The 1,075-nt window shown below is 62.4% G+C and carries 1 protein-coding gene; it reads left to right on the top strand.

Translation table 11 applies throughout. The features are described from left to right. Positions 1–104 precede the first annotated feature (104 nt). On the top strand, positions 105–1,075 hold a 971-nt coding region (locus KZA10_RS15905; protein ID WP_218683368.1), incomplete at its 3' end, for an IS481 family transposase.

Raw genomic sequence — 1,075 nt, 5'->3', positions numbered from 1 at the left:
TGTTCTTCCCAAGGAGGTTGTGGGCAGCGTGGCCTGATGGAATGAGGTGAGGACCTCCGGTATCGATATGGGCTACCACACTCATTCGATCGACAGAGGTCCTCATGTCTTACGTTACCCATGCTCGTGCGTCGCTGACCCCGCAGGGCCGGTTGAAACTGGTTCAGCTCGTCCTTGAGGAGGGGTGGGCGCAGGCGCGTGTCGCGGAACGGTTTCAAGTAGCCCGCGGCACGGTGTCCAAATGGGTTGCTCGGTTCCGTGCTGAAGGACCTGCCGGTCTCGCGGATCGTTCATCGCGGCCGCACCGGTCACCGAATCAGACTCCACAGCGCACGGAGCGGCGCATCATCGCTCTGCGTGTCACGCGCCGGTGGGGGCCGCACCGGATCGCGTATCACCTGGGACTGCCCCAATCGACGGTCTCAAAGGTCCTGACGCGTTACCGCGTCCCGCTGCTCGGACACATCGATCTGAACACCGGAGTGCGGGTGCGCAAGCCGAAACCGGTCCGTTACGAGCACGAGCACCCAGGGGACCTGGTCCATATTGATGTGAAGAAGCTCGGCCGCATCCCTGACGGCGGCGGGCACCGCACCCTCGGTCAACAGAAGGGAAAGAAGAACAAGACCGGTGTCGGATACTCGTTCATTCACTCCGCGATCGACGACAACTCACGCGTGGTCTACTCAGAGATCCTCGGCAACGAACGCCAAGAGACCGCAGCCGAGTTCTGGAAGCGCGCGAACGCGTTCTTCGCCAGCCAGGGCATCACTGTCCTGCGTGTCCTCACCGACAACGGCGGCTGCTATCGCTCACGCGTGTTCAACGACGCGCTCGGCGACGGCGTGAAACACAAATTCACCCGTCCCTACCGGCCGCAGACGAACGGGAAGATCGAACGCTTCCACCGCACCCTCGCCTTCGAATGGGCCTACGCCCGTCACTACGGCTCCGATGCTGCCCGAGCGGCCACCTACCAGGCCTGGATCCACAGCTATAATCACCACCGACCCCATACCGCTCTCGGAGGCCTCTCACCCATCGACCGCGTCCATAACGTCAATGGGAAGAACAC

The organism is Microbacterium sp. BF1, assembly GCF_019279095.1.
Taxonomy (GTDB): domain Bacteria; phylum Actinomycetota; class Actinomycetes; order Actinomycetales; family Microbacteriaceae; genus Microbacterium; species Microbacterium maritypicum.
The sequence above is the reverse complement of the archived record's forward strand: the minus strand, read 5'-3'. Positions and strand labels throughout refer to the sequence as shown.